Annotated in this window: 24 protein-coding genes; 2 read left to right on the forward strand and 22 right to left on the reverse strand. The window is 53.4% G+C overall.

Translation table 11 applies throughout. From position 1 onward, the window contains the following. Positions 1-447: 447 nt before the first annotated feature. From F3J38_RS00590 to F3J38_RS00655, 14 genes are all read right to left on the reverse strand, one after another. Positions 448-1389, reverse strand: a complete 942-nt coding sequence (locus F3J38_RS00590) for an oligopeptide/dipeptide ABC transporter ATP-binding protein (RefSeq protein ID WP_167134123.1) — start codon at positions 1387-1389, stop codon at positions 448-450. Then, positions 1382-2368 carry an ABC transporter ATP-binding protein gene (locus tag F3J38_RS00595; RefSeq protein WP_167134126.1) on the reverse strand — a complete coding sequence of 329 codons (987 nt, stop codon included), beginning with the start codon at positions 2366-2368 and terminating at the stop codon, positions 1382-1384. The genes F3J38_RS00590 and F3J38_RS00595 overlap by 8 nt, the downstream gene beginning before the upstream one ends. Next, positions 2368-3261 carry a D,D-dipeptide ABC transporter permease gene (ddpC, locus tag F3J38_RS00600; RefSeq protein WP_167134129.1) on the reverse strand — a complete coding sequence of 298 codons (894 nt, stop codon included), beginning with the start codon at positions 3259-3261 and terminating at the stop codon, positions 2368-2370. The genes F3J38_RS00595 and ddpC overlap by 1 nt, the downstream gene beginning before the upstream one ends. After that, positions 3258-4280, reverse strand: a complete 1023-nt coding sequence (locus F3J38_RS00605) for an ABC transporter permease (RefSeq protein WP_167134132.1) — start codon at positions 4278-4280, stop codon at positions 3258-3260. Before F3J38_RS00605 ends, ddpC begins: the two co-directional genes overlap by 4 nt. Positions 4281-4338: 58 nt before the next feature. After that, positions 4339-5901: an ABC transporter substrate-binding protein gene (locus F3J38_RS00610; RefSeq protein ID WP_370661714.1), complete on the reverse strand. Its 1563-nt coding sequence runs from the start codon at positions 5899-5901 to the stop codon at positions 4339-4341. Next, the gene (ddpX, locus tag F3J38_RS00615; RefSeq protein ID WP_167134135.1) at positions 5898-6482 is read right to left on the reverse strand and encodes a D-alanyl-D-alanine dipeptidase; all 585 of its coding nucleotides are present in this window, start codon (positions 6480-6482) and stop codon (positions 5898-5900) included. Before ddpX ends, F3J38_RS00610 begins: the two co-directional genes overlap by 4 nt. Before the next feature lie 18 nt (positions 6483-6500). Continuing rightward, entirely contained in the window at positions 6501-7367 is an 867-nt protein-coding gene (locus F3J38_RS00620; RefSeq protein WP_167134138.1) for a MurR/RpiR family transcriptional regulator, read from the reverse strand. 431 nt (positions 7368-7798) lie between these two features. Then, complete coding sequence (locus F3J38_RS00625) at positions 7799-8674, reverse strand: DMT family transporter (protein ID WP_167134140.1); 876 nt, start codon at positions 8672-8674, stop codon at positions 7799-7801. After that, entirely contained in the window at positions 8671-10041 is a 1371-nt protein-coding gene (locus tag F3J38_RS00630; protein WP_167134143.1) for an amidase, read from the reverse strand. Before F3J38_RS00630 ends, F3J38_RS00625 begins: the two co-directional genes overlap by 4 nt. Further along, positions 10034-10240 carry a hypothetical protein gene (locus tag F3J38_RS00635; protein ID WP_167134146.1) on the reverse strand — a complete coding sequence of 69 codons (207 nt, stop codon included), beginning with the start codon at positions 10238-10240 and terminating at the stop codon, positions 10034-10036. Before F3J38_RS00635 ends, F3J38_RS00630 begins: the two co-directional genes overlap by 8 nt. Beyond that, positions 10240-11247 (reverse strand): ABC transporter substrate-binding protein, encoded by a 1008-nt coding sequence (locus tag F3J38_RS00640; protein WP_167134149.1) that lies wholly within the window; start codon positions 11245-11247, stop codon positions 10240-10242. The genes F3J38_RS00635 and F3J38_RS00640 overlap by 1 nt, the downstream gene beginning before the upstream one ends. A gap of 2 nt (positions 11248-11249) precedes the next feature. Beyond that, on the reverse strand, positions 11250-12092 hold the full coding sequence (locus tag F3J38_RS00645) for an ABC transporter permease (RefSeq protein ID WP_167134152.1): 843 nt from the start codon (positions 12090-12092) through the stop codon (positions 11250-11252). Between the two features lie 12 nt (positions 12093-12104). Continuing rightward, positions 12105-12887, reverse strand: a complete 783-nt coding sequence (locus F3J38_RS00650) for an ABC transporter ATP-binding protein (RefSeq protein WP_045834332.1) — start codon at positions 12885-12887, stop codon at positions 12105-12107. Beyond that, positions 12880-13797 carry a carbon-nitrogen hydrolase family protein gene (locus F3J38_RS00655; RefSeq protein ID WP_167134155.1) on the reverse strand — a complete coding sequence of 306 codons (918 nt, stop codon included), beginning with the start codon at positions 13795-13797 and terminating at the stop codon, positions 12880-12882. Before F3J38_RS00655 ends, F3J38_RS00650 begins: the two co-directional genes overlap by 8 nt. A gap of 133 nt (positions 13798-13930) precedes the next feature. Between F3J38_RS00655 and F3J38_RS00660 the strand changes: the two genes are divergently transcribed. Continuing rightward, the gene (locus tag F3J38_RS00660; protein ID WP_167134157.1) at positions 13931-14590 is read left to right on the forward strand and encodes a helix-turn-helix domain-containing protein; all 660 of its coding nucleotides are present in this window, start codon (positions 13931-13933) and stop codon (positions 14588-14590) included. A 139-nt stretch (positions 14591-14729) separates the two neighbouring features. Here the strand turns inward: F3J38_RS00660 and F3J38_RS00665 are convergent, their stop codons facing one another. From F3J38_RS00665 to F3J38_RS00695, 7 genes are all read right to left on the reverse strand, one after another. Then, positions 14730-16376: a GMC family oxidoreductase gene (locus tag F3J38_RS00665; RefSeq protein WP_167134160.1), complete on the reverse strand. Its 1647-nt coding sequence runs from the start codon at positions 16374-16376 to the stop codon at positions 14730-14732. Further along, a complete protein-coding gene (locus tag F3J38_RS00670; RefSeq protein ID WP_167134163.1) occupies positions 16373-16903 on the reverse strand; it encodes a sugar dehydrogenase complex small subunit in 531 nt (176 codons plus the stop codon). The genes F3J38_RS00665 and F3J38_RS00670 overlap by 4 nt, the downstream gene beginning before the upstream one ends. Then, entirely contained in the window at positions 16893-18302 is a 1410-nt protein-coding gene (locus F3J38_RS00675; RefSeq protein WP_167134166.1) for a c-type cytochrome, read from the reverse strand. The genes F3J38_RS00670 and F3J38_RS00675 overlap by 11 nt, the downstream gene beginning before the upstream one ends. Before the next feature lie 116 nt (positions 18303-18418). Then, positions 18419-19126: a hypothetical protein gene (locus tag F3J38_RS00680; RefSeq protein WP_167134169.1), complete on the reverse strand. Its 708-nt coding sequence runs from the start codon at positions 19124-19126 to the stop codon at positions 18419-18421. Positions 19127-19177: 51 nt separating this feature from the next. Beyond that, on the reverse strand, positions 19178-20326 hold the full coding sequence (locus F3J38_RS00685; protein WP_167134172.1) for a lactonase family protein: 1149 nt from the start codon (positions 20324-20326) through the stop codon (positions 19178-19180). Positions 20327-20359: 33 nt separating this feature from the next. Next, positions 20360-20998, reverse strand: coding sequence for a 3-oxo-tetronate 4-phosphate decarboxylase (gene otnC / locus F3J38_RS00690; protein WP_167134175.1), 639 nt, complete (start codon positions 20996-20998; stop codon positions 20360-20362). A 10-nt stretch (positions 20999-21008) separates the two neighbouring features. Next, positions 21009-22313: an MFS transporter gene (locus tag F3J38_RS00695; protein ID WP_167134178.1), complete on the reverse strand. Its 1305-nt coding sequence runs from the start codon at positions 22311-22313 to the stop codon at positions 21009-21011. A gap of 264 nt (positions 22314-22577) precedes the next feature. On the opposite strand from F3J38_RS00695, the gene F3J38_RS00700 reads away from it, so the two are divergent. Further along, positions 22578-23612, forward strand: a complete 1035-nt coding sequence (locus tag F3J38_RS00700) for a LacI family DNA-binding transcriptional regulator (RefSeq protein ID WP_167134181.1) — start codon at positions 22578-22580, stop codon at positions 23610-23612. Here the strand turns inward: F3J38_RS00700 and F3J38_RS00705 are convergent. Beyond that, complete coding sequence (locus F3J38_RS00705; RefSeq protein WP_167134184.1) at positions 23609-24298, reverse strand: substrate-binding domain-containing protein; 690 nt, start codon at positions 24296-24298, stop codon at positions 23609-23611. The genes F3J38_RS00700 and F3J38_RS00705 overlap by 4 nt on opposite strands. Between the last annotated feature and the right edge of the window lies 1 nt (position 24299).

Raw genomic sequence — 24299 nt, forward strand, 5'->3', positions numbered from 1 at the left:
CTTAAAATTATCGACTTGCAGATCTTAATGCATCCCGATTCTCATGTGATCGCGATTGCTAATTTTATAGTTAAAATAATTAAAAAACTTCACACGCTTAAATTTTATGATCCCCCCCCTTGCACTCATCAATTCAATACCTAACTCCACGACGTCTCATATTTTATAATTTTGTTTTTTAATCCTGCTGTCTACGCATCGGTAACCATCTTTTCATAATTGTCACAATACCAACTGCGTATAATAGGCACTTTATGAAATGGGAGGCTCTCGCACTCATCTACTGACAGCACGCCTCCCAAAAATATAACCTTATATAATAATATTTTTATCAGTCTACTCCCTCGTGACTACCCGACTAATGCTGGATCATTTTTATAATTCTAACTTCATACATTAGGAATTATATAAATTCAGCTAGCCGCTGATAAAGATAAAAGAACAAAATCATTGCCATAATTTTCGCCAACACCTAACCGCCCCACCACTCCCCAACTCCCTCAGCCCTTGCGGCTGTTCACAACCCGCTCCGGCATACGGGCAACGTTCACGAAAATAACACCCTTGCGGCAATTTCCGATTCCCCGGCAACTCAGTATTCCCTGGCGCACCATCCAGCTCAGCCCCAATACGCGGCACAGACTCCATCAGCAACTGCGTATAAGGATGCTTTGGCGAATCCAGAACCTGTTTTGCTTCACCCAACTCTACGATCTGCCCTAGATACATCACCGCAACGCGGTCGCTCATATGGCGCACCACCGACACATTGTGCGATATCAGCACATAGGTGAGATTCCGCTGCCGCTGTAATTCCACCAGCAAATTCAAAATCTGCGCCTGCACCGAAATGTCCAGCGCGGAAGTCGGTTCATCCAGCACCATGATGTCAGGTTGGCCGGACAGAGCACGGGCAATGGCGATGCGTTGACGCTGCCCACCCGAGAAAGCATGTGGCGGGCGGTCGAGATATTCCGGGCGGATACCGACCTGTGCGGCCAGTGAGGCCGCCAATGCACGCCGCTCTTTTTCAGACGTGCGTGACTGAATCCACACCGGCTCGGTGATCGAGCGCCAAACCGGTAAACGAGGATCTAGCGAAGAGAGCGGGTCCTGGAACACCATCTGCATCCCACGTCCGAGCCATGAATTGGTCGAACGCGCTAATTCAAGTTGGCCGGTACTGGGTTTGAGCATGCCCATCAACAGCTTGGCTAAGGTGCTTTTCCCACAACCGGATTCACCCACAATCCCCAGCGTTTCACCGCGCTCCACGCGCAAATCCAGGCCATTTAACGCGTGGACTTGCTCTGTCACCTTACCGCGCCAGTTGGTTTTAGCCGGGAAATTGACGTGTACATCATTCAGTTCAAGCAGTGCTTCAGACATGAGCGCGCTCCTGTTGTGGATACCAACAAGCCACCTGGCGATTAGCTCGACCTTCGGTGTGCAGTTCCGGTTTGATACCGCAAGCTTCCCCGGCCGCAAAACAGCGTTCACGGAAGGCACAACCTGTCGGCAGTTTGGCAAGATTAGGCACCGTGCCGGGAATGGACGTGAGTTCAGAGCGCGGTTCACTGCCGTCCGGCGAGCAGGCCAACAGCCCTGCAGAATAAGGATGATAAGGAGTCATCAGCACGGTATCGGTGGTTCCACTCTCAATCACCGCACCGGCATACATGACATAAAGACGGTCGCACAGTTGCGAAACTACCGCCATATCGTGGCTGATAAACAATACCGCCGTGCCCGTTGCGCGCGCCTTCTGCTTCAGCAAGCGCAGCACCTGACGCTGCACGGTGACATCCAGTGCCGTGGTTGGCTCATCGGCAATGAGCAAGTCCGGCTCGCACGAGAAAGCCAATGCGATCATCACTCGCTGGCGCATCCCGCCCGATAACTCAAAGGGATAGCGTTCCAGCACACTTTGCGGGTCGGCGATCTGCATATCACTCAGCAATTCAATCGCCCGTGCTTTGGCCTGTTTGGTCGATAAAGGTTGATGCTGACGAATCACGTCCACCATTTGCTTACCGATCCGACGAGTGGGATTCAGGGCGGTCATCGGCTCCTGAAAAATCATCGCCACCTTATTGCCGCGCAACTGGCGCATCTCCGCTTCGCTGGCACTCAGCACGTCTTTGCCCAGCACCTCAAGAGATCCGCCATTAATTTTGTAGCTGTCATGTGCAATCAGACGCATCGCCAACATGGCCGTGACGGATTTTCCGGAACCTGACTCCCCCACCACACCCACGATTTCGCCGCGATTGATGTGCATAGATACACCATTCAATACGTTCACTTCTCCCTGAAAAACGGGAAAGCTCAACCGCAGATTCTCAATAGTCAGGATTCTGTCGCTCATCAGTTACGCCCTCCGGCTTTCGGATCGAGTAGATCCTGCACACCATCACCAAACAGATTGAACCCAACAGCCGTAATCAAAATTGCGGCACCGGGGAAGGTGCAATACCACCACTGATCCAGCACATAGTTGCGTCCCACGGCGACCATCGCGCCCCATTCAGCGGTCGGTTGCTGAGCGCCCAAGCCAATAAATCCTAAGGTCGCGGCCATCAGGATGGCACTGCCAATATCCAGCGAGGCTTGCACCACCAAAGGCGGCAACGCGTTGCGCAGAATATGCCAGCTAATCAGATGCCAGCGCGAAGCACCAAAGGTGCGCGAGGCCTCGACAAAGGTATGCTGCTTCACCACCAGCGTTTGTCCGCGTGCCAGACGCACATAAAAAGGAATACGCACGATGGCAATCGCTAACATGGCGTTGAACAGGCTCGGTCCCAGTGCAGCGGCCAGCGCCATGGTCAGCACCAGCGACGGGATCGACAGCATGATGTCCATCAAACGCATGATCACGGCATCGCTGCGCCCGCCTAAAACACCTGACAAGCACCCGAGTAATGAACCGCTCACGCCCGCCAGCAGCACCACGGCCAGCCCTGCCGCGACAGATTGTTGCGAGCCAATGATCACGCGGCTAAACAAATCGCGTCCCACTTCATCGGTGCCAAACCAGTGTGCCGCACTCGGTGCCTGTAAACGTTCGGCCAAATTGATGGCGTTGGGATCTTGCGGTACTAGCCAGGGGGCAAAAATCATCAACAGCAACATCACCACAATAATGGCACCGCCGATCACGGTTAACGGGCTTTTGCTGATCATCCAGCATCGGCGCTTCCAGGCCAGCAGCCAAGGACGGGTGCGGGTCGTTACCGCGTGTTCCTGTGTCAGCATCATTTTTCAGCTCCCCTGCCCATACGCGGATCTATCCAAAGGTAAAGCAAATCGACAAACAGGTTCACCAGCACGTAAGCGAAGGACACTACAATGGCGAACCCCATCACCGCCGGGAAATCCAGTGCCTGAATGGAAGAGACCACATAAGCACCCATGCCCGGCCAGGCAAAGACGGTTTCCGTCAGCACCGCTCCATACAGCAGATCGCCTAACGCCAGCCCTAATACGGTAACGGAGGGGATCAACGCGTTCGGTAAGGCGTAGCGCACCACGATGGTGAACTTACTCAAGCCACTGGCGAGCGCGGTACGAACATAGTCTTCGCTCAATTGTTCCAGCATCGCCGAACGGATCTGACGTGCCACGATGCCCAAATGCACAAAGGCGAGCGTGGCCGCGGGCAGAATCAAATGCGTCAGCGCGTTGAAAAACACATCCAAATCGCCGCTGAGTAAGGAGTCAATCAGGTAGAAGCCGGTCACCCGCGCTGGAGGATCCAGCCAGTCGTCGAGACGACCGCCACCGGGCAGCAAATTAAGTTTGCCGTAGAACAACACAATCACGCCCAAACCTAACCAGAACGCCGGAGTGGAAATGCCGGTCAGCGCCAGCAGCCTTACCAGATGGTCAAGCCAGCGATTTTTATACACAGCAGACAACACGCCGAGCGGCACACCGACCACCAGTGCAATTAATAGCGCGCAAAATGCCAGTTCCAGCGTGGCGGGGAAAAAGTTTTTTAAATCTTCCAGCACCGGTCGCCCCGTGCGAATAGAGACGCCCAGATCGCCATGCAAAAGTTGTTCGACATAGCGAATAAACTGCTGCCACAGCGGCAAATCCAATCCCAGCTGCTGGCGGATATGCTGAACAATCTCATCACTGGCGCGATCGCCCGCCAGTAATCGTGCCGGATCACCAGGAATAAGGTGCGAAATGATAAAGGTGATCACACAAACCCCCGCGACCACCAATATCAGTCCCCAGCTACGCTGTCTGATTAAACTCCAGAAGCTCATATTGCCTGCCTTAGCAGGGCCAGAATTGGCCCTGCTGATTAAGGATGAATATCGATGGCTATTTGCTCATCTCGGAAATATTAAAGATCTGTTCGAGCATCGGGTTAAAGACGTAACCCTTCACCGCTTTATTCATGCCAACCTGGTAGTTCTTCTGGAATAAATAGACGTACGCGGCGTCATCGATGACCACTTTCTGCGCCTGCTGATAGTATTTCGTGCGCTCCGCTTGATCCGGCGTAGAAACAGCCTGCTTCAGCAAGCTATCCACTTGCGGATTGGCATAGAACGAGCGGTTACCCGGCAGTCCTTTTTTGTCGGACTCAAACCAATAGTTCATGAACATGTAGGGGTCGGCAAAGTCCGGGCTCCAGTTGCCGATAGCGATGTCGTAATCCCCTTTACCAATGCGTTCACGCATGGTGGCGTTCGCCAGCTTCTCCAGTTTTACATTGATGCCCAGCGTCTGAAGATTGGCCTGCATGGATAAGGCAATTGGCTCCCAGTTAGGGTCATTGTCCGAGTAGAGGAATGACAGGGTTTTCGGCTTATCCGCGACTTTATCGAAAGCTTCTTTCGCTTTGGACAGATCTAAGCTGTATTGCATCGCACCTGCGTCATAACCCCACATGCCTTCAGGGATTGGCCCACGCATTTGCTTGCCGTTTCCACCCAGAATGCCGGAAACCATGCCTTTGTAATCCGTGGCCCAAGACACCGCACGGCGCAGGTCAGGCTGATTGAGCGGGGGCTTACTGTTGTTCAGATAGAGGTAGGTCACGCGTAACGCGGGATAGTCGTAAACCGCGACGTCTCCCTGCTTCTTCAACGCGGCAAACTGGTCCACTGGCAGCGAGTCCGCAATATCCACATCGCCCTTCTCTAGCTGTAGGCGGCGCGCAGAACTTTCGCTGATGATTTTGACGGAAACGCGCTTAAACGCGGGTTTGCTCCCGGCAAAATGGGGGTTCGGCACCAGCACCAGTTGCTGGCCCTTCTGCCAACGTTGCAGCATGTAAGCCCCTGAGCCCGCAGTGTGCTCGGCCAGATAGGCGCGTGCATCATCGGAAGCATGGGCTTTCAACACGGCGGGATTGATGATTGAGGCACCATCATTCGCCAGCGTATAAAGGAAAGGAGCAAACGGCGCATCGAGCGTGAAGCGCACGGTTTGCGGGTCCACGGCGTCAATTTTCAAACCGGCTGGGAACGCTTCTGACGGCCCCTGCTTAATGCGCATCAAGCGTTCAAACGAGAGTTTTACTGCGTCTGCGGTGACCGGTGAACCGTCATCAAACGAGGCTCCTTTGCGCAGTTTGAAGGTCCACACTTTGCCTCCGTCCTCGCTCTGCCAACTGTCGGCCAGATCACCTTCAACATCGGTGGCGCCTTTGCCGTTTTCGGTTTTGTACTTCACCAGGCGTTGGTAAGCCGGATAGGTCACTGTCCAGTCGTTGTTATCAATGGTCACCGCCGGATCCAGCGTTTGCGGGTCGGCGGCTTTGCCAATCACCAGCATGTCTTTCGGTACGGCTGACCATGCGGGTGCACTCAGGGTTGTCACTGCTGCTGCAATCAAAAGAGAGAAAAAGCCCTTTGAGGCGGTGAACTTCATTTTCATGGTAATACTCCGTCAGTCTTTGCTGGGGAAATACAAGTGAAAACATCGTCAATAAGCGGATAAGCCGCCGCTCCCGGCAATTCAAAATGCCACCACTCCGTCGCGATCCCGCAGAAACCGCCACCGAACATCACGGCATTGAGTAGCAGTCGATTACGCTGAAAAGTGGCTTCAAGTGAGGGATGGTAGGGATGAGACAGTTCGTTCATCTCATCAAAGCCGGTTCCCATATCCAGCACGTTGCCGTCGCTGTCGATCAGTGTGACGTCAATCGCGGTCCCACGGCTGTGATTGGAGCCTTGGGAAAGCGGAACGACGTAATCCTGATTGGGACAGGCAAGCCACAGCAGCGCCTGGGCCTGCTGTGGTCGATAGGCATCCAGCACCAGCAGCGTGAAACCTGCCACCCGCGCAATTTCAATGCTCTTCTCCAGCGCTTTAGCGGCATCTTCGTGAAGCAGACAGCGCGCCACGCTGTAAATGGGCTGACCGGTAATGTTGTCAGCGGTGGCATATTTCATATCGATGCGGAGCTGAGGAAATTTCTCAGCGACGTCGATAAGAGGCGTTTCCTGAATCATGTCTTAATCCCTATTCGATTAGCGTTCAAACTGGCCGAATTCCTGCTGTAATGCGCGGTTCTGCGCAAGACGAGCCGACAGCTGCGGTCCAAGCCGTTCAACCACGGCAGAGAGCAACAAGTTAAACAGGCAACTCACCGGTGCGAGTGAGTCCCAAAAATTCCCGGTATCGGTTTTGACCTGGAGCAAATCCAACGCGTAGTCTCGCGCCCACGGACACCAGATATCGGTCACTAACGCCATGGGAAGCTGACGTTCGCTCGCCACTCGACAAAATTGGCGTGCCGCCGTGGAGTAGGCGCGCGTGTCCGTTAGCACCACATAAGGCTTTTCATATTCAGAGTTGAGCGATTCCAACCAACTGCCCGAACTCCCATCGGCATAGGTCACACGCGGGCGCAAATATTCGAGATGGCTGAAGAAGGTATGTGCAATACCGCGTGTCGATTGAATGCCCAGGATGATCACTGCATCTGCTTCGGCAATCTGCTGGCTGACCTGAGCAAAGGCGTCAGTTTGCGCCAGTTGATAGACATAGCGGATCGCGTCCAGCTCCATCTGCAATGACTGATTTGCCCGGTCTGGTAGCGACTGTTGTTGCGACCACGAATCCAGGCGGTCAATCACGCCCCAGTGCTTGTAAGGCGTATTGGGTAACTCACGCAGAATATTTTTGACGTCCTCAAGATTGCGAAAACCCAGCTTGCGCAAATAGCGCCCAACCGTGATCCCGCTGGTTCCGGTGGCCTGCGCGATGCTGTCTGCGGTTTCAAAAGGGATCTGTTCCCGATTGCTCAACAACCAGGAACTCACCCGCTTTTCGCTGGGCGTCTGATGGCTGTAAGCCGCTTCGATCGTTTTAAAAAAATCGGTTTTCGCGTTCATAGTGGATTCGATGTTATTTGGTTGTCATTGCACTGAGTTTTGACACACAACTAACAAAGCAGGATGTGTGCCATGTTTGAACATTTCTAAAATTCAAAAAATATTCAGTTAGATAGCTAAAATGCAGGGCGAAAAGATGAGATGCCTGAAGACGCTGAAGTGCAATATGTGTGCAACACTAATGACATCCGCATTACATCAGTGCAACGACAAGTTGTACGATTTTTGACACAGATCGGGATTTCTCAGCAGGAGGGAGGCGTGTAAGGAGACCGAGGTGAATGGCATCGACACGTTTTGATGATATGTCGATAAAATCGGATTTTTTAAACATATGGCCGTGACATGTTTATGGCATCGACACGTTTTGGCGATGTGTCGATAAAATCGAATTTTTTAAACATATCAACCAATGCGCTTTAGCGCTTTCGTCACACCATGACTCGCTTCCTGATAGCCGCACCTCTTACCACCGCTAACAGGATACCGCCGACGATGAGCAAGGTACCCAGCACTTTGCTGTGATCTAATGTCTCATGCAGGATTGCCACGCCCATTAGCAATGCCAGTGCAGGGCTGAGCAGTGACCACGGCAAAATTTGGCTGGCGGGATAACGTTTGAGCAGACCGTACCACAATGAATAGGCGAAAATTGACGAGCCCAATGCGCTATAAATTACCCCCAGCCAACCGCGCCAACCCGCTGACATTAGCAATGCCAACTGATGCTGTTCCGTCAGTAGAGAACTCACGCCCACCAGAGGAATGGCAAACAGGGATAACCAACCGGTCATCGCCAACGGTGCGATCGGCGGCAAACGCTTGATCAATACGGTACTACACGCCCACCCGCAGGCGCTGATCAGTAACCACACCATCCCTTGCCAGTGTTTCAGCGCCGGGCTACCCGCCAGGATGATCACACCGGCAAACGCCACTGCGACACCGGCAATTTGCCGATAGCTCAGCCGTTCTTTTAACCACACCGATGCCAGCAGCATCGCTATTGGCGTCCCCATTTGGATGAACACCGCAGTCGTTCCGGCATCAGCGGTCTGCATACCAATCACCATCAAACCAAAATGCACAAAACCAAAGGTGAAGGCTAACAGCACCATACCGGGCAGCTGACGCCACGTAAGGCGATGAAACGGCAGCAAAAGCGCCGCCACCAACACGAATCGCAGTGTCAGCATAAACAGCGGCGGCAATTCCATCAGGCCAAACTTCATGGCGATAACATTAAAAGCCCAGCCGTTGACCACCAGCAGCAGGATTAGGACATCGCGGAACGTGACCGCTTTCACGCGCGCAGCCGGGTTGGGGTTTGTAAGTGATAATCGTGTTCACGCTGGAAACAACGAGCAAACGCCAGCAACTGACGCTCTGCGCCATCACGTCCCAACAGCTGCATCCCTATCGGCATACCATCGCGATCAAAACCTGCTGGATAGCTGATGGCCGGCAGCGCCGACAAACTGGCCAGCGCGTTATAGCGCATGTTGCCAGTCAACACACTCTCCTCGCGATCTCCCATTTGAATCGCTTCCAGCCCTTTGTGTGGCGCAGTGAACGGCAGCGTAGGCACCAGAATTACATCCACTTGGCTGAGATGTTGCAGCAGTTGCATACGAAGACCGGTGCGAAAACGCTGTACCTGCAAATATTCCACCGCCGTGACCGCCAGCCCGGCTTGCAGCAGTTTTCGCACATCAGCCCCATATTCCTGCGGGCGTTCCGCCAGCCAAGCTGCGTGCAGTGAAGCAGGCTCGGCCAGATTAATCAGCACCAACGCATTCACCGCCTGATCAAGCCCGGTGAGGTTCAGCGTGTGACATCGCGCGCCCGCTGCGCTAAACCACTGCACCATGTGATCATAGGCGGCAGCAACATCCGGCTGAACCTGCTGCTGCACATCAGGAAGCAAGCCAATGCGCAATCCGGCCAATTCTGGCAGCGCAGTGAGGGGTTGTGTCTTGCCCTCTAACACGTTGAACAACACTTCACACTCTTCAGCGTAACGCGCCAAGGGGCCAACGGTATCCAGACTGGTCGCCAGCGGGAAAATGCCTTCGGTGGAGAGTCGCCCCACGCCAGGACGTAAACCGGTGATGCCATTCATCGAAGCTGGCAGACGAATCGAGCCACCGGTATCGGTGCCGAGTGTCGCCAGCGCACTGCGAACCGAAGCGGCAACACCCGATCCTCCACTGGACCCGGCAGGAATACGCGAGTCATCCCAAGGATTGCTGCTGGCACCGTAATGCGGGTTGTTCGTCGTTCCACCCCATGCAAATTCATGCATATTGGTACTACCGATAATCAACGCCCCTGCCTGCTTAAGCCGCTGCACTACTAAAGCATCGCGCTGCGCGATATTACCGCTCAGGATTTGGCTGCCCGCGTGCATCTCCTCACCCGCCAGATCGATATTGGCTTTAATGGCAATAGGCATGCCGTGCAGAGGGCCGAGATCGTACCCCTGTTCCAGCAATCGCTGGCTGGCTTTCGCTGTTTGACGTACTTGGGAGACATAGACTTCATTAAACGCGTTGAGGTCGCGCGTGGTTTCTTCTCGGGCCAGGCAGGCTTCCACCAGCTCGGGCACACTGGTCTGGCGTGTGCGCAACTGCTGCGCCAACGTCAGCATTGAGGCATCTATTAATTCACTCATGCGGTAACTCCAGTGGTGGCTGCAAAGCTGAAACCCACGCATTCGCCGGCAGCAGTGACGGTGCGAAATGCTCTACGGCAAAAGCGCTGACGCCCGCCGCACGCGCGTCACAATCTGTGAGAAGGTGTTCAAGTTCAGTGGCGTCGGCCGCACAGTGGCGCTGAATTAGCGCCAGACGAAGGGCAATAGGATCGCTCATTATTTATCACCCATCGCATCTACCACTTCTTTGGCTTTGGTCGCCAGCGTGGTGTTCACGTTGTTCTGATACGAGGTTGCTTCCGACGGATAGGCTTTGATGTTTTTGGCGTAGAGCGCAATGTTCATGTTGTTATCCCACGCTTTTTGCGACACCAACACATTCTCCGGATACCCTTTCGCATCGATCTCACGCTGAACGGCCTTCTTTACCACCGCCTCTGGCAATGCTGGGAAGTATTTTCTTGCGATGGTGACCGACTCCTCAGGATGCTTGTAAATAAAGCGTGAAGCTTGCTCAAATGCAGTGACCACGGCCTGCGCCGCCTGAGGATTTTTATCGATGTATTGCTGTGTGGTGGTCAAGCTGGAGAAGGCAAACGGATACCAGGATTGTGCCGCCGAGAACGAATAGACCACGTGCAGGCCATTTTGCTGTTCCGCCATGGTCACCTGTGGTTCTGCGGCCAATGCATAATCGGCACGACCTGCTGCCACAGCCGGGATCTCATTGCCAATTGCCACGTGGACCAATTTCACATCTTTGAGGTTGTTCTGTTTAATCAGATAACTCATAAATGCCCAAGTAGTGTCCGGTTGTGGACTGGTGACCACACGCTTGCCCGCTAGCAGGGACAGATTGTCCTGCAATGAAGCCGCTTCTTTACCAAAAACAAAGATGGTTGGCGCGTTTTGCACACCCGCCACCACCACACCTTTACCGCCGTTTTCACGAGTTTTTGGGACAAATACTGGGTCCTGGATGGAGAAATCCGCTGAACCGCCAATCACGGCAGCCCATGACTGTGCTCCACCACCGCCGGTACTGATTTTGACGTCAACGCCCTGCTGTTTGAAAAAGCCCTGCTCCTGCGCCACGTACAGCGGGAGATAGAGCAGCGACTGAAATGCTTGGTTGATACGCACTGGCGTGTCAGCCGCCTGTGCACTCACCAGAGAAGCCAAAGAAATTGCGGCAGAGATCGTAGCTACACGGAATTTTTTCATGATTATTTCCTGTCCCAGGAGAGAATGAGGCGTTCAAGAAAAGCCACCAGCGCGTTAAAACACAGCATCATCAGCATGACCAGCACGATGCCAGCCAGCACAATGTTCATACCAAAGTTGGAACTGCCAAGCAGGATCATGTGGCCCACGCCGTTATCTGAAGAGATGTATTCACCGACGATGGCGCCCACCAGCGCGAAGCCAACGTTAAGCCGTAAGCCTGACAGCACCCACAACATCGCGGATGGCACCACCAGCTTGAAGAAAATGGTGCCGCGTCCGGCGTTGAAGGATCGCAATAGGTTGATGAGATCAGGATCGGTGCGCATCGCGCCTTTATAAGAGGTGGTCAGTGACACCACCACGCAGGAAAACGCCACAATCACCACTTTGGAAAGCATCTCCGTGCCGAACCAGATGATGGTCATCGGCGCAATCGCCAGCACCGGGATTGAGCCAATCGCGGCGATAAACGGCGCGGCAAGGTCAGAGATAAAGCGCGAGTACCACAACAGCAACCCCAGAATAGAGCCGCCAATCGCGCCCACGGCAAACCCCACCAGGGTTTCAACCGCGGTGACGCGCACATCGGTCACCATTTCACCAGACTGGAAGCGCTGGACCAGCACCTCCCACACCTGCGAGGGGCTGGAGAACAGGAAGGCGTTGATGTTGCCACTGCGCACACCGAGTTCCCATCCTCCCAACAGCAGCACCACAATCGCCACCTGTAAGAACAGCAGCGTGTAGCGGCGTGCGTTAGTTGAGCGGAAAAAGGTTTCTCGCGAACTGCGATTTGCCGTCGCCGCAACCGTGGGGCGTGTAGACACTGAGTTAATTGTCATGTCGTCCTCTCGTTAGTTAACCGGCTCAGGCTGAATGCCGATGCTGCGCCAGATATGTTCGTAATACTCATTAAAACGCGGTGACAGACGGCGTTCGGGAATCGACAGGCTCTCCGTGCCAAGATCGACCTCAATCTCCTGCACAATTTCACCGGGACGCGCCTTCATCACATAGACGCGATCCGACAGCGTGACCGCCTCTTCGATATCATGCGTAATGAAGATCACCGTCTTGTGCTGCTCTTTCACCACACTCAGCAGCTCACTTTCCAGCGAGATTTTGAGCGGGTAGTCCAGCGCCTTATAAGCCTCATCCATTAGGATGATTTCCGGGTTGGTGACCATGGTGCGCATCAATGCCACACGCTGTTTCATGCCGCCGGAAAGCTGCGACGGATACTTCTGCTCGTAACCGGTCATTTTGTAGAGTTCGAACAGTTCACGCGCTTTGGCTCGCGCCTGTGCTTTGGGCATGCCGCGCACTTCCAGACCGAGGATCACGTTGTCGATCACCGTTCGCCACGGGAACAGCAGATCTTTTTGCAGCACGTAGCCGAGCTCCGGTGACGGCGTGCCGGTGGTTTCGCGATTCTTTAGCAGAATGCTGCCGCTGTCGGGCATCAGCAGCCCGGTGATGATGTTGAACAGCGTCGATTTACCGCAGCCGCTGGGCCCGACAAAAGAGACGAATTCATTGCGATTGGCATGGAAGTTGAGGTTGCGCAGCACCGTCACCTCACCCTCCGGCGTGGGATAGCTTTTGTGGATGCCAGCGGCTTCCAAAACTTTACTCATGGTTTTCCCCCAAAGGTCGCGCGTGGCGATTGTGAACCGTCAACGGCGAAGGCGGGGCCTGCACCGGAACGTAATCTTTCAGGAAGTGATAGCCGAGATAGTCACTGCTGCGGGCGCGCAGAATAGCGGATTGCACCTCGACGCTGGCAATCGCCATGCCTTCCGTAGTGCCACTGTCGGCCACGATATTTCCCAACGGATCGATAATGCGGCTGTGGCCGTGATAGTGCAGATTGCCGTGCTGACCGCAGAGATTGGATTCGATCATCCAGCACTGATTTTCCAGTGCGCGCACTCGGCCAAACAACGTGTAACTATCGACCATCGGATCGGCATCGCCTGCACTGCCGTCACCGGCGTAACCCCAAGCGGTCGGCATGATCATGATGTCGGCCCCTTTCAGCGCCAGTTCACGCGTGCTTTCCGGGAACACCTTGTCGTAGCAGATCAGCATGCCGATGCGGCCAATTGGCGTGCTGAACACCGGAAAATCGCTGCCGGGATAGTAGACGTGTTTCTCATCGCCAGGTTGATGCACTTTGCGATACACGCCGACCAAACCGTCTGGACCCAATAGCACCGCGCTGTTAAACAGCACTTCGGCACGTTCGGGATGGCGCTCGGTCATGCCAAAAACCACATGCAAGCCCAGTTGCGTGGCGAGCGTCTGCATGGCCTGCACGCTTTCGCCTTCAGTCACCACTTCGGCTTGCGCCATTTGCCAGGCCACTGCTTCACCGTTCCAGTTGAGCGTATCCGGCAGATAACCTTGCAAAACCTGCTCAGGGAACACCACCAGATCGGCGCCCTCCTGTGCCGCCTGTTCCATCCAACTCAGCAGGTTGTTGAGATTGCGGGCTTTGTCGTAAAACGCAGGCAGAGTGACGCTGGCGATGGTGGTTTTGTTCATAGCAGCTCCCAGAAGTTTTCTTATAAACTGCTACTCTGCTCACATTTAGACCAATACAATTTTCTTATGTGATAATTTTTATCATATGTGAGAAATTAACTTTCCAGTTCACTAAGCAGAAGAATCATTGCCAATGAAAACCACCCGACAGCATGAAGCCTCCGGGCTGGGCGCCGCCTTGACCGGTGAACAAGATTTTGGACTGCGAATCAAAACGATACGTCAAGCACGTGAGTTAACGCTGGAGCAGGTTGCCGAGTTAAGTGGCGTGTCGATTTCGACACTTTCGAAGATTGAGAAAGGCCAGGTATCCGCTTCATTCGATACTATTGCCAAGATTGCCAGCGCGTTTGATTACTCTCTGGCCGAACTGTTTGCCGATGAGTTGCCGGCGCCCTCGGTGGCGAGCACTGCCATTCAGGGGCGCCGCACCTACACTCTGGCTGGCAAAGGGCTGGCGTTTACCAATCCCTATTTTCGCTATGAAGTGCATGCCGCTGAACTGCTGGTGAAAGGGATGATTCCGGTGGTAATGGGGATTGAGACCCGCGAATTGCCGCCGCCGGAAGCCTGGTCTCAACATGCAGGTGAAGAGTTCATTTATGTTTTGTCAGGCGAAGTGATGTTGCATACGCAGCTCTACGCGCCGCTGCGGCTGGCGCAAGGCGATAGCGCCTACATCGACAGTACGATGCGTCATACCTTTGTGCGGCTAAGTGAAGCTGCCGCCAGCTTGATTTCCATTTGCCAGACCGAAACGCTGGATATTGAAGATTTGACGCGCAGTGGCTAATGGCGACCAGGGGCCGCCATGCTGCAAGTAAATTAACGATGCGAACAACTACCGTTCAGATAGATGATCACGAGAAGCTTAATCGGCAAACAGCAGGCATGTAAGCCCCGCTGTCTGTTTTACAGTTCACATGCAATGATTATTCATGCTGACCCATAGTTTGCAGCATATGCTCCGCCAGTCTCAGGCTCAGCGCTGCACCCGTTAAGGTGGGGTTCATGCAAGAGGCAGAAGGCATTACGCTCGTACCGGCGATCCACATATTCGGATGGTCATGAGTACGACAGTTGCTGTCTACCACCGAGGTTTTTGCATCTTCCCCCATTATCGTGGTGCCCATAATGTGCTGGCGATCCTGGAACTTGGTGTCAATTGACAGGATTTCTGCGTTGAGCAATTCCGCGAACTTATGGAAATCCTTTATGCCCTCTTCTTTACCCGCATGCCAGTAATCGGTCACGCTGTAGTAAATTTCCGGCAGTGGAATGCCAATCGCATCTTTCTTGGTTTTACTCGGCGTAACGCGGTTTTCCGGCAGCGGCAAGGTTTCAAAATCAATCGCAAAATTGAGTGAACGCGCAGACTGACGGCGAATCTCTGCGTCCAGTTTCGATCCCAATACCCCTTTTTCAATCAACGAAGCAGCATAGTCCGCTGTAGGGACAGTGTTGCGGACTTTAATTTTATAACTCGGGAAATCTTTGCGGAACGCGCCATCACGATTGTTGAGATAGACCAAGAGTTCCGTGGGTCCTTGTCCTGGCCAGACATCTTCAGACATCATCACATTCATGCTGATACCGGTATGCCCCATTAAATTGCGCCCCACCTGATCGGAAGAGTTGGCAATGCCATTGGGATATTTTTCCGAGGTGGACATCAGCAACAGTTTTGGTGACTCAATGCCGTAAGCGGCCAGCACAAAATAGTTGGCGGTAAGATGATGCTCAGATCCGTCCGGCTTTTTGTACCACACCCCGGTGATGCTGCCATCATCGCCCGCTTCAATGCGATACACCACCGCATTATCCAGCAGTGTTGCGCCCAGTTTTTCCGCTTCATCAATGTGCATTGAGCCGTCATATTTCGCGGCAATCGGGCAAACCGGGTTGCAGTTGTTATTACCGCCACACTTAGGGCGCTTACCCCAAGGTTTTGTCGCGCGGCCGTTGGGTTCCAGCACCGGATTGTATCCCCCTTTACCCAACATCTCCGTCAGGCGATCGAACATATAGCTGGTGGGCAAGCCGGGCATCGGGAAAGGGGTCGAACGTGGCGGCCAGGCTTTACCACCCTGACCACTCTCATCCTGGCCATCCATGCCTGAAACTCCCAACTCATGTTCCGCTTTGCCGTACCAGGATTCCAGCTCATCGTAACCAAAGGGCCAATCACGCCCGCGTCCGTATAGAGTGTTTAATTTGAAATCATTAGGGATCATACGCCACAGCGCAGAGCCGAAGTGCCAGGTGGTTCCGCCCACCACACGCAGGTATTTAGTGGGGTATTTAACCGGGCCGACCTGTTGTAAATAATCACCGTAGGTAGACGGAATATGCGGCGGGTTAGGATAAGGCGATCCCACCCCCTGCAACTTGATGTTGGTCAGTGACATTTTGAACGGAGAATTACGGAAGCGTTCGACGATCTCCTGGCGTGAAACGCGAGGACCGGCCTCAAGAATGATCACCGACTTACCGGCTTTTGCCATTTGGGTGGCAACCAGACCACCCATAACGCCGGACCCAATAATGATCACATCGGCATCGACCTTTTTAGCACTCATGCGCTCTCTCCTGTTGTTGCCACTTTACCTGGTTGTGTTACGGCCCAATAGAACGGACCTCCGCCGTACGTTGGCACCACGAGAATGTCTCTGGTGGGGAGGTACATCAGCGCATCGGCGTAGGCGATCAGTTCCAGGTCACTGCCTGTCCCGACGACGCCCGTGTACCAGGCAGAAATCACCGTTTTTGCTGTCTGCCAGTCCGCGTTGTCCGCGCTGAATGCGGCAAGGAAATCGTCGACATGGGGAAAGGTGTGCTGCTGCAACAGCGTATGCAGGCTGTTCAGTTTCTGCGGAAACTGCGCATCATGCCGGGCCAAGGCGCTGAAATAGCGCTGCCCCAAAATGGGACCCACAGGACGACTGACCAGGAAAGCTGAGACTTCAAGAAAAGCATTGTTCGCCATTTGCTCGGCAGCCAGTGCACGTGCAGGGAACAGTGAATTGCACATCGCGCCAAGGGATAAGATACCCATGCCCTGTAATAAGCGACGGCGGGAAATTCGGGATGTTGAATTATGCGCCATGCTTTTTACCTCTGCGCGAACGGGAAATCAGAACTACCAACAGAATGATGATAACCACCGCTGCACTCCCCCATACTGCAGGCTGAGCCAAACGGGCAATGAGCGGGCGTTCGCCGCCCTCACGTACGGTTTTCACCTGTTCAGGTGTCACCGTCAGCTGGGCATTACCGAAGTTTTTCAGCACATAATTGCTGACATCCGCGATTTGCTGGTCAGTTAGACGATCGGTAAAGAGCGCATCCGGGCCGAATCCAGGCATATCAATATCCTGCCCGTTGACCCGGCGATGCACGCCATAGAGGATGGTGGCGATGAGGTTGTCTGCCTGGGGTGCGCCCGTTGCCGTGTTGTGGAACAGCGATGGATAAAGTTTATTACCCGAGCCATCAGGCTGATGACAGTTGGCACAGGTGCTGCCGTAGATTTTCCAGCCTTCATCAGGATGGCCCACCGCGCGAAGTGCGGCTTCATCTGTCGCCGGTTTACCCAAGGATTCGCGTGATGCGCCAGAAGACTGGCCCACAGCAGGGATCTGACGCAAATACGCCACCATGGCTGCGATGTCATCGTCATTGAGATACTGCAAACTGTGTTCAACCGCTTCAGCCATAGGACCCGCGGCCTGTGCTTTACCCGCAACATGCCCCGTCTTCAGATATTGCGCGATCTCTTCATCGCTCCAGTTGCCGATGCCCGAATGTTTGTCCGGTGTGATGTTGGGTGCAAACCAGCTACCCAAACTTCCCCCGCTCAACGCCTGATCGTTCACTTGCCCCATCAGTGAATTACGCGGTGTATGGCAGGTATCACAGTGAGCCAATGCATTGACTAAATAATCGCCGCGATTAACCTGCTCAGATTTGTCTTGTGCGGGAATAAACACCTTATTATCTGCAAATAAAGTATTCCATAACGCCATACTTAAACGAATATTAAACGGGAAAGGCAGATCGGTGGCCGGTGGACGATGATCGCTGGCTTTCACTCCGTGCATAAAATAGGCATAAAGCGCATGAATATCAGCATCGGTTATTTTTGCGTAAGAGGTATAAGGCATCGCAGGATAAAGATGCTGTCCTTGTTTGTTTATACCTTCACGCACTGCCTTAGCAAAATCTTCTTCGGTGTAATCACCTATCCCTGCTGTTTTTGAGGGAGTGATATTACTGGCAACGATATTTCCTAACGGCGAAGAAATAACATATCCGCCTGACATTTCATCGCCCTGATTGGGTGGCGTGTGGCATGCACCACAATCCGCCGCAATAGCCAGATATTTCCCTTTCGCGATAAGTGATGCAGCATCAGGCGCATTTTCAGCATGGGCTAAAAATGTCGTCGACAACAGTAAACTCAACGCGAAAGGTAGACAACGTGGTCTCACCTTTCTTGCCTTCATAATAATTGCTTCCGGTTAATAATAATTATGTGGTGTTAAATAAGAAAACATTCCCGCAACAAAGTTGCGGGAATGTAGAATATCAAATGATTTTGATTTACAAAATACAAACAGTGCTACAACAGTTCATAATCATTAAAGATGATATATTCGCCACTGGCCGCCGTAATATCGACTTTCCCCGGCTCGGTTAAAAAAGCATCGCCCGGATGAACCCATAGCTCTTTAACTCGATTCGGGTGTTTATCATCAGCAAGCAATACGCGTCCCTCAGTAAAGAAGACGCGAACACCCGGCCCATGCTGGGTATATTCGCCGCTGCTCTCGCCGGGTTTAAGGGTCACCTTCCACCCTTTGACGGTTTTTTTATCTAATACCTGCTGGAAAGCTTCACTCGCTGGGCGGCTGGCACCGCCAAAATGTTGCGGGCCGGGAATATTGATTTCAAATGCAACTTGATGATTAACATTTGTACCGGTATTGGTGACTTTATCTGTATCAGATTTACCCTGATGTTCACCAAATTTAACATTACCGGTTTTCATCTCGGTATTATTAACCGGTTTATCGGGATATTCGATTTTTACCGGACTGCCTTCGATATGTGTATTGACATAGTCCAGATGTTGTTCATGAAACAACGTTGACTCGCCGGGCTGGATTAACACCCGCATCACCGTCACATATTTATTTTCCAAAATAACATGGTGGAGAGGTTCCAAATCCGTCGCCACAACCTTTTCGGCTGCCTGAACTTGCAGGCTGGCAGCAAAGAGAGAGGAACACATCAACGTACTGGTGATCGTTTTGCGAATAATAGACATTACGACTCCTGTTAAAATAACGAATGGCAGATGACATTAAGCGAGTGAAGTTTACTCAACAATCGTCACCCAATTTGCACCCTTCCCGGTTGGCGCTCGCTCAAGTAAATTAAGCTTCCCGCTTGCTTGGTTAATCGCGTAAAGCGCCACCTGTGTTGATTTCTGTCCTGATTCGATTAAGAAATGGCCTGAATTATCAATCGCAAATCCACGGGGCTGCGCTTCCGTTTTGGTACTATTAATGAAGCTTAAATGCCCATCATCCGGTGAAATATGGAAAGCAGTAATATTGCTGCTGGTGCGCTCGGTGGAATAAAGGAAGCGTCCGTCTGGGGTAATGTGAATATCAGCCTGCCATAAACGCGGTTTTTCTGACTTTGGCAGATCATCATCGCCAGTCAGTGGACGCGCCTCGCCGCGCTGCATGGTGCGGGCAATCGCCGGGTCAAGTGAGGGTGTGGCTTCATGTTCGTTTAGCGTGCCATCTTTATTCAGCGTCAAACGCGAGATGTTGCCTGCCATCTCGGTTAATAAATAGAGATTCTGCTCGCCCTGCCCGTCTGGTTTCGGTGCGAAAGCAAAATGGCGCGGCCCAGTTGCAGCTTCTCGCTGAATGTTCACAAACGCCGGCTTGTTGGCTGTCACTTTGCCGCTTTGACTGTCAAAACGATACTGCAACATCTGATCTGCACCCAGCAACGGCACGTAGAGATAGTGGTTGCCAGGGTCAGTCTGGATCGAGTGAGCACGCTTGCCGGTGTGAACCACCTGCACAGGTGCGCTTTCCACTTTTCCATCATTGGCGATGCGGTTAATACTGAACAAATCACCGCCGTACGAAGATGACAAGAGGAAACGCCCCGTCTTATCCAGTGCAATATAAGCCATCGCTTCCGGCAAAGGAGTATCGGCAAAATGACTCAGCGTGCCATCAGAGGCGATATGCCAACTCGATACGTGATAAGGCTGACTGCGTACCGAGACATACAGCGTTTTTTTGTCCTTCGACACCACCATTGGCATACTCTTCAACCCGGTTTGATATTCGCCAATCGGGCTGAGCGTTTGCTTGGATTTATTCAGCGTATAGGCCGTTACCGTGCCGCTATCACCATTCGATACGTAGACGAAGGCCGTCTCCTGCGCCATGACCGTTGAAGCGCAGAGCATCATGCCTGCTGCAATCAGAGTTTTTTTCATTTATTTATCTCTTTTGTAGGGTACAACTTGTGACTACCAGCGTGTTTTAAAGTGCTCGCACAACTCCAACACTGCGCTATCCGCTAATGCCGCGGGTTTCGTTGAGCAGTTGAGCCAAAGACGTGCCGTTTCTTCTAACTCTTCCAGAGAGAAACTGGCCGACGAAACCGAGGTTCCCCAGATCACCGGTCCTAAGCGCTCAAGCATCACGCCGCGCACATCGTTTGCTAATGCAGCGACCTGCTCCGCCACTTCGGCATGGCCCGGGCGACGGTAAGCGATCAACGGGATACGCCCCACTTTCATCACCTGGTAAGGTGTTAACGGCGGCAGAATGCTGTCGCGCTGCCAGACGCCAGCCAGCGTCAGCTGCACCAGATGGGTGGAATGGGTATGAACCACGCCTTGCGCCTCAGGATTGCGGTCATAAATTTGACGATGCAGAAGCAGCGTTTTTGAGGGCTTATCACCTGAAACCCACTCACCTTCACGATTAACCTTGGCAATACGCGAAGGCTGCAAGTGTCCCAAGCAGGCATCTGTTGGCGTAATCAACCAACCATCTTCCAGACGGGCGCTGATATTACCGGCAGTACCCGTGGTGTAGCCGCGATTGAAAAGGTCCGCACCGACCTGGCAAATCTCTTCACGTAAAGATTGTTCGTTTTGCATCACGCTCTCCTTATTTGGCTGTCGCAACGACGGGGTTTTTACGAGTGGGGGTAATGGGAAGTGGCTCAAGCTTGCCGAGGACAAACAGGAAGGTCAGCGCACCCAGCACGCAGATTCCCCCCGCCACCAGCAACGGGACCACGAAGGAACCGTGACTCAGACTCAGCATCAGACCGGTAAAGGAGGCCGTCACAATACCTGCGAGATTGCCGGCAAAGTTCTGAATCCCGCCCAGTGTCGCCACGTAGTTACTGGCAGGAGCCACATCCGCAGGCAGTGTCCAGATGTTGGCGGCAGTGAAAGCGAGGCCCGCATAGGTAATGGAGAACAGCGTCAATATCACCGCGATGCTGTCGGTAAACGCCGCGAACGCAATCACCGAAGACAGCAGCATGCCCAACACCAAACAGGTTTTGCGTGCGGTGGTCAGGCTGAAGCCTTTGCGGTAAAGGGCGTCGGAGGTCACGCCGCCCAGTAAACTTCCCGGAATCCCCATCAAAGCCGGGATAGCACCCAGTGTTCCCAGCTCTTTCAATGAGAAACCGTGGGCCACGGTGAGATACGTCGGGAACCAGGTGACAAAGAAGTACGTGGCAAAATTCATGCAGAAGAAACCAATCATCATGCCCCACACGTTGCGGTGGCGGAACAATGACCACAAATCGACTTTTGCATTGCCCTCAACCACGGGAGCGGCACGATCTTCGAGCAGGTTTTGTCGCTCGGTCTCATCCAATCCTTTCATGTCTTCCGGCTCGCGGTAAAACACCAGCCAGATAGCGACCCACACCAGACCTAATGCGCCGGTGACAACGAAGGATGTTTCCCAGTCCCAGGTGCTGATAAGCCAGGCCACCAAAGGCAAAGCCAGCGCACTGCCCGCACGTGGGCCTGCATCGAAGATGCCACTCGCCGTCGCACGCTGTTTTTTCGCAAACCAGCTGTAAACCACTTTGACACAGCCGGGGTTGCCCCCCGCTTCGCCGATACCCAGCGCCAGACGTGCAGCGAACAACGAAGTGAATCCTTTACCGAACGAGGTGAATACCGTAAACAGCGACCACCAGCCCACCGCCAGAGCCAAGCCGGCACGGGCTCCTAAACGGTCGATCAAACGCCCTGCCGGGATCTGCATCAAGGCATATGTCCAGAAGAATGCCCCCAACACCAGCCCCATACTGGTGTCATCTAGCCCCAAATCCGCTTTGATGTGCGGTGCCGCAATGGCAAGGTTGATGCGGTCGATGTAGTTGATGGCGATGGCAAAAAAACAGAACACGATCATCAACCAGCGAATTCGTGGATATCTGCGCATGGTGAATTCCTTTATGATTTATTTGTAAGTAACAGAGGTTCTGCGGCGTAACGGGCTGCAGGGCCAGGGTAGTGGTTAAAATGCGGAGCAACTCGTCACAAATCGGTTAATAAATCGTGAGCGGGTGACCCCAACCTGATAACATGTTGTCAAAAGTAAGCGATTACAAAATACAGTCAAGCCAAAAGTAAGCGCTTTCAAAATTGATTGTGAGTTGCCTGTGATTTTTGTGGGCAAGCTCACTCTTTCTGCAGGAGTGACTTGATGAGTGAGAAACAAAATGGATCTGGCCGCGTATCACTGGAAGATGTTGCGCGTCTCTCTGGCGTCTCAACGGCCACGGTGTCACGCGTTTTAAACGGCAGCAGCACCGTCAAAGCCGCCCGTCGTGAGGCGGTAGAAAAGGCGTGTGAAGAGTTAGGCTATGTGATTAACCGCGCAGCCCGGACCCTGGCCTCTCGCCGCAGCATGACGATTGGTGCCGTGGTCCCTACCCTCGCAACAGAAACTTTTTCTCGCCCGCTGGCGGCGTTTCAGCAGTTAATCCATGAGGCGGGCTATACGTTGCTGTTGGCCAATTCCAACTTCGACCCGGATACCGAGCTTAAAGAAGTGAACAAGCTGATTGAGTACGGCATTGATGGCTTGATGCTGGTGGGCCATACCCACCACCCCAAGCTTTGGGAAAGGATTCAGCAGCAAGAGATAGCCTGTGTGCAAACCTTCTCACTGGATCAGGAGAAACCTTGTGTCGGCTATGATAGCGAAGGCGCAGCGGAGGCGATTGCCAATCATCTGTTAGCTCTGGGGCACCAACGTTTTGCGGTGATCGTCGGCACCCCGCCGTCAAACGACCGCGTTTCTGAGCGTCTTAAGGGTACGCGACGAGCGCTGGAGCAGCAGGGCCTGGCGTTGCCGGATAGCCACCTGATCGATAACGCTTTCAGCATGAATGACGCGCGCAAAGCGGTGTTTCGTCTGCTGGATGGTCCGCAACCGCCCACCGCTATCATCTGCGGTAACGACCTGCTGGCGTTTGGCGCTATGCGCGCCGCGAGCGAACGCTATCTGCGCATTCCAAATGATATTTCCATCGTGGGTTTTAATGATTACGAATATGCGGAGCACCTTGAGCATCCGTTGACCACCATGCGCGTAGACCTGGCTTCAATAGGCGAACACGCCGCGCAGTTCCTGTTAAACACGCTCAATAACCTGCCCGCACAGGCACATACGGTAATCCAAACAGAGTTGATTGTTCGGGGCAGCACGGGTTCTGTGCCCCGACAAGAGCGTTAATCTCGGCGCAACATACCGAACTGGTTGAAGACCTGCGTGACTGACGGGGTTTTCAGCCACGCCAGAAATGCAGCCGCCTCTTCAGGGTAGGCTGCCTCTTGCAGCAGCGCAGCGGAAAGCGAAATGGGCTGCTGAGTGCCAGGCGGCAACGGGCCCACAATATCGATGCCTGGTACCATCAGCAATTCACTGATCTGCTGCACGGCGATATCCGCCTTGCCATTGATCAGTTGCTCGGCGGTAAATCCAGCAGGAATCACCGTTCCGCGCGCACGCAAATGCTCATCAATATTCAACTGCTTAATCAGTTGCGAAAACCAGTGACCACTGGCTCCAGCTTCTGACCACGCCACCGAGCGTGCTGCCAGCAGGCTGGCGACGAGATGCTCCCGGCTACTGATATCCGGTTTCGGCGCGCCAGACTTCACCGCAATGCCAATGGGAGAATCCACCACTTCAACCCGGCTATGGGCATTCAGAAAGCGATCCTCTATGAGCCGGTCGACCGTTTCGACCGTGGCAATGATCGCTTCGGCTTTGGCTCCTTGCCGTATTTCTTGTTCAATGAGGGTGCTGGGATGCCAGCGTATTGCCAACCGATGGTCGGGCTGCAGGCTTTGCCACTGTTTTAACAACATTTCAAAAGGCGCGCTTAACGCAAGCGCGCTATAAATGGTTAATTCCATG

The organism is Candidatus Pantoea formicae (genome assembly GCF_011752625.1).
Classification (GTDB): Bacteria; Pseudomonadota; Gammaproteobacteria; order Enterobacterales; family Enterobacteriaceae; genus Pantoea; species Pantoea formicae.

What these genes read in the sequence shown, in the direction of transcription:
- F3J38_RS00590 (WP_167134123.1), bottom strand. Translation starts at nt 1,389, where the DNA reads ATGTCTGAAGCACTGCTTGAACTGAATGATGTACACGTCAATTTCCCG.
- F3J38_RS00595 (WP_167134126.1), bottom strand. Translation starts at nt 2,368, where the DNA reads ATGAGCGACAGAATCCTGACTATTGAGAATCTGCGGTTGAGCTTTCCC.
- ddpC (WP_167134129.1), bottom strand. Translation starts at nt 3,261, where the DNA reads ATGATGCTGACACAGGAACACGCGGTAACGACCCGCACCCGTCCTTGG.
- F3J38_RS00605 (WP_167134132.1), bottom strand. Translation starts at nt 4,280, where the DNA reads ATGAGCTTCTGGAGTTTAATCAGACAGCGTAGCTGGGGACTGATATTG.
- F3J38_RS00610 (WP_370661714.1), bottom strand. Translation starts at nt 5,901, where the DNA reads ATGAAAATGAAGTTCACCGCCTCAAAGGGCTTTTTCTCTCTTTTGATT.
- ddpX (WP_167134135.1), bottom strand. Translation starts at nt 6,482, where the DNA reads ATGATTCAGGAAACGCCTCTTATCGACGTCGCTGAGAAATTTCCTCAG.
- F3J38_RS00620 (WP_167134138.1), bottom strand. Translation starts at nt 7,367, where the DNA reads ATGAACGCGAAAACCGATTTTTTTAAAACGATCGAAGCGGCTTACAGC.
- F3J38_RS00630 (WP_167134143.1), bottom strand. Translation starts at nt 10,041, where the DNA reads ATGAGTGAATTAATAGATGCCTCAATGCTGACGTTGGCGCAGCAGTTG.
- F3J38_RS00635 (WP_167134146.1), bottom strand. Translation starts at nt 10,240, where the DNA reads ATGAGCGATCCTATTGCCCTTCGTCTGGCGCTAATTCAGCGCCACTGT.
- F3J38_RS00640 (WP_167134149.1), bottom strand. Translation starts at nt 11,247, where the DNA reads ATGAAAAAATTCCGTGTAGCTACGATCTCTGCCGCAATTTCTTTGGCT.
- F3J38_RS00645 (WP_167134152.1), bottom strand. Translation starts at nt 12,092, where the DNA reads ATGACAATTAACTCAGTGTCTACACGCCCCACGGTTGCGGCGACGGCA.
- F3J38_RS00650 (WP_045834332.1), bottom strand. Translation starts at nt 12,887, where the DNA reads ATGAGTAAAGTTTTGGAAGCCGCTGGCATCCACAAAAGCTATCCCACG.
- F3J38_RS00655 (WP_167134155.1), bottom strand. Translation starts at nt 13,797, where the DNA reads ATGAACAAAACCACCATCGCCAGCGTCACTCTGCCTGCGTTTTACGAC.
- F3J38_RS00660 (WP_167134157.1), top strand. Translation starts at nt 13,931, where the DNA reads ATGAAAACCACCCGACAGCATGAAGCCTCCGGGCTGGGCGCCGCCTTG.
- F3J38_RS00665 (WP_167134160.1), bottom strand. Translation starts at nt 16,376, where the DNA reads ATGAGTGCTAAAAAGGTCGATGCCGATGTGATCATTATTGGGTCCGGC.
- F3J38_RS00670 (WP_167134163.1), bottom strand. Translation starts at nt 16,903, where the DNA reads ATGGCGCATAATTCAACATCCCGAATTTCCCGCCGTCGCTTATTACAG.
- F3J38_RS00675 (WP_167134166.1), bottom strand. Translation starts at nt 18,302, where the DNA reads ATGAAGGCAAGAAAGGTGAGACCACGTTGTCTACCTTTCGCGTTGAGT.
- F3J38_RS00680 (WP_167134169.1), bottom strand. Translation starts at nt 19,126, where the DNA reads ATGTCTATTATTCGCAAAACGATCACCAGTACGTTGATGTGTTCCTCT.
- F3J38_RS00685 (WP_167134172.1), bottom strand. Translation starts at nt 20,326, where the DNA reads ATGAAAAAAACTCTGATTGCAGCAGGCATGATGCTCTGCGCTTCAACG.
- otnC (WP_167134175.1), bottom strand. Translation starts at nt 20,998, where the DNA reads ATGCAAAACGAACAATCTTTACGTGAAGAGATTTGCCAGGTCGGTGCG.
- F3J38_RS00695 (WP_167134178.1), bottom strand. Translation starts at nt 22,313, where the DNA reads ATGCGCAGATATCCACGAATTCGCTGGTTGATGATCGTGTTCTGTTTT.
- F3J38_RS00700 (WP_167134181.1), top strand. Translation starts at nt 22,578, where the DNA reads ATGAGTGAGAAACAAAATGGATCTGGCCGCGTATCACTGGAAGATGTT.
- F3J38_RS00705 (WP_167134184.1), bottom strand. Translation starts at nt 24,298, where the DNA reads ATGGAATTAACCATTTATAGCGCGCTTGCGTTAAGCGCGCCTTTTGAA.